The following is a 3,089-nucleotide window of genomic DNA, read 5'->3' as shown; positions in this document are numbered from 1 at the left end:
GGCAGCCGTGCAGCATGGCCTGGTGGCCCACCGTCACGTCTTCGGCGATGTTCAAGGGAAAGCCGATGTCCGTGTGCAGCACCGACGATTCCTGGACGTTGGAGCGCGCACCGATGACGATGGGTTCGTTGTCGCCGCGCAGCGTCACGTGTGACCACACGCTGGAGCCCTCTGACAGGGTCACGTCGCCGATGACATCAGCCGATTCGGCCACGTAGGCGCTCGGGTGGACGGTCGGGGCCTTGTCGTGAATGCGGTAAAGCGCCATGGTGGTCTCGTTGGGAGTGGGATGGTGATTCTAAAAGCCCGAGCGATGGTGTGCATGCCTGCGCGTCAGGGCAAAATCAGGGGCATCCGAATCACCGAAACCGTTCACCGCGCCCCTGGGCGCAGGGAGTCCCCATGAAAACCGTTGGCGACAAACTGGCATCGTTCAAAGTTGTGGGCGTCAAGCCCGGTTTCAAGCACCCCGAAGAGCACGGCCAGTCTGCGTTCGAGGAGCTGACCGAGCAGAGCTTTCCGGGCAAGTGGAAGGTCATCTACTTCTACCCGAAAGATTTCACCTCGGTGTGTGGCAGCGAGGTCGAGGCCTTTGCCCGCCTGGCCAAGGATTTCGCCGATCGCAACGCGGTGCTGTTGGGCGGCTCGACCGACAACGAGCATGCCAAGCTGGGCTGGCGCCGCGAGGCTCCCCAGATCGATCAGCCCGGCCACCACGCCTTCGCAGACGAGTCCGGCCAACTGGTCGACCAACTGGGCGTGCGCGACCGCGCCGCAGGCATTGCTTTGCGCGCCACCTTCATCGTGGACCCGGACAACGTCATCCGCCACGTCTCGGTCAACAGCCTGATGGTGGGACGCAACCCTGACGAGGTGCTGCGTGTCCTCGATGCCCTGCAAACCGATGCCGCCTGCGCCTGCAACCGCCCTGTGGGTGGCGCCACGCTCTGACGGACTGCCCAAGTCGCACCAACCCATCGCCTGCCCTTGCCAGACCTTGCCAGACCTTGCTGTCGCCCCCCGAAGATGCTGATCCTGCTGTCCCCGGCCAAGAGCCTCGATTACGACACCGCCCCCACCACCGATCGCCACACCCTGCCGCAGTTCGCGGCCGAGTCGTCAGCGTTGATCGAGGTGCTGCGCCCCTACACGCCCGCGCAACTCGCTTCCCTCATGGACCTCAGCGACGCACTGGCCACGCTCAACGTGGCCCGCTACGCCGCCTGGTCGCCGCGCTTTTCTGCGCGCAACAGCAAGCAGGCGGTGCTGGCTTTCAACGGCGATGTCTACGAAGGCCTGGACGCCTGCAGCCTCAAGCAAAAAGACCTGGACTGGGCCCAGGAGCACGTCGCGATCCTCAGCGGTCTGTATGGCATCTTGCGGCCGCTGGACTGGATGCAGCCCTACCGGCTCGAGATGGGCACCAAGCTCGCCAACCCGCGTGGCAAGGATCTCTACGCCTGGTGGGGTGATCAGCTCGCCGAGCACCTCAACCAGCAACTTGCCGAGCAGGGCAGCGATGTGGTCATCAACCTGGCCTCACAGGAGTACTTCAAGTCGGTCAAGCGCAAGGCCCTGAAGGCGAGGGTGATCGAGTGCGTTTTCGAAGACTGGAAAGCCGGGCAATGGAAGGTCATCAGCTTCCATGCCAAACGTGCTCGAGGCCTGATGGCCCGTCACGCCATCCTCCGTCGCGCCAAGGGCACCAAGGACCTGCTGAACTTCAATGCCGAGGGCTATGCACACGACGCCGCAGCGTCCACACCTGAGCGCCTGGTTTTTCGGCGCCGCATCGAGGGCTGACAGGGCGAGACATGAACAGCCGCCAGACCATCACCCCTGAGTTGCGAGAGTGGCTCCTCGCACAGGTGGCGGCCGGCCACGGCGCGGAAAGGGTGCTCGCCTCCATGCAGGCCAGTGGCTGGGACAGCAGCGTCGCCATGGAGGCCATTCGCGAAGTCATGCCCGATGCGCTGCATGACCTGGCTTCGGTCGCGCTCGAGATGCCCGACTTGCCAAACGGTGCCGGGCACCGTGTTCAGGCGCACGACCGATGGGTGGATGTCCTGGTCTGCATGCGCCAGCCGCGCATCGTGGTGTTTCGTGGCCTGCTTGCCGACGCCGAATGCGACGCACTGATCGAGCTGGCTCGCCCGAGGCTCTCGCGCTCCGAAACCGTGGTCAACCGCACCGGCGGCAGCGAGGTCAACGCGGCGCGCACCAGCCAAGGCATGTTTTTCTCGCGAGGCGAGGGCGAGCTGGTGGGCGCCGTCGAGGCCCGCATCGCAGCCTTGCTGAACTGGCCCGTGGACAGGGGGGAAGGCCTGCAGGTGCTGCGCTACGGCGTGGGGGCCGAGTACCGGCCCCACTTTGATTACTTTGATCCCGCTCAGCCGGGCAGTCCGGCCATCCTCAAGCGGGGAGGGCAGCGCGTGGGCACGGTGCTGATGTACCTGAACACGCCCGAATCAGGAGGCGCCACCACCTTTCCCGATGCGGGCATCGAGGTGCATGCGCAGCGTGGCAGCGCCGTGTTCTTCGCGTACGAGCAACCCAGCCCACTCACGCGCACCTTGCACGGTGGATCGCCCGTGCTGGCAGGTGAAAAATGGGTGGCCACCAAGTGGCTGCGGGCTGGCCGATTCGACTGACGCGGCGAGCAGGTGCCCGCCATCGCCCAAGGCTGAACTCAGGCGCTTCGGCGGCGGCGAACCATCACGGCAGCGCCACCATCGCCAGCGTCTTGCCGACCACCACCCTGGCGAGACGAGGCTTGCTGGCGTCCACCGCCGCCTTGTCCCCCGCGTGAGCCAGCACCTTGGCCGGATCCCGATGAGCCGCGGTTGCCTCCGCCACCACCAGACCGCTGACCGCCGCCACCAGCCCCACCGTGCAGCACCCGTCGACCCAGTTGGATGGGCTCCGGTCGGGCGTTCGGGTCCGGTGCAAAACCGGGAATCACCTCGCGCGGGATCTGCCGCTTGATGAGTTTCTCGATCGACGCCAGGAAGCCGTCCTCGTCCACGCAGACCAGGGACACGGCTTCGCCCTCGGCGCCTGCGCGGCCCGTGCGGCCGATGCGGTGCACG

The 3,089-nt window shown here is 65.9% G+C and carries 4 protein-coding genes and 1 pseudogene; 3 read left to right on the top strand and 2 right to left on the bottom strand.

The annotated features are described in order from the left end of the window. A partial coding sequence (locus B2W70_RS12650; RefSeq protein ID WP_414631062.1) for a gamma carbonic anhydrase family protein occupies positions 1 to 268 on the bottom strand: 268 nt, incomplete at its 3' end. 134 nt (positions 269 to 402) lie between these two features. Here B2W70_RS12650 and B2W70_RS12645 point away from each other — a divergent pair. The 3 genes from B2W70_RS12645 to B2W70_RS12635 all read left to right on the top strand — a co-directional run bounded on the left by B2W70_RS12645 (position 403) and on the right by B2W70_RS12635 (position 2,651). After that, a complete protein-coding gene (locus B2W70_RS12645) occupies positions 403 to 951 on the top strand; it encodes a peroxiredoxin (RefSeq protein WP_286746161.1) in 549 nt (182 codons plus the stop codon). Between the two features lie 75 nt (positions 952 to 1,026). Then, entirely contained in the window at positions 1,027 to 1,803 is a 777-nt protein-coding gene (yaaA, locus tag B2W70_RS12640) for a peroxide stress protein YaaA (protein WP_286746160.1), read from the top strand. 11 nt (positions 1,804 to 1,814) lie between these two features. Next, positions 1,815 to 2,651: a 2OG-Fe(II) oxygenase gene (locus B2W70_RS12635; protein WP_286746158.1), complete on the top strand. Its 837-nt coding sequence runs from the start codon at positions 1,815 to 1,817 to the stop codon at positions 2,649 to 2,651. A 38-nt stretch (positions 2,652 to 2,689) separates the two neighbouring features. On the opposite strand, the pseudogene B2W70_RS12630 reads toward B2W70_RS12635, so the two are convergent. Further along, positions 2,690 to 3,089: pseudogene (locus tag B2W70_RS12630) on the bottom strand (RNA helicase); the annotation flags it as partial.

This window comes from Aquabacterium sp. UBA2148 (genome assembly GCF_002328915.1).
Taxonomy (GTDB): Bacteria; Pseudomonadota; Gammaproteobacteria; order Burkholderiales; family Burkholderiaceae_C; genus Aquabacterium; species Aquabacterium parvum.
This window is presented reverse-complemented; position numbering and strand designations above follow the sequence as displayed.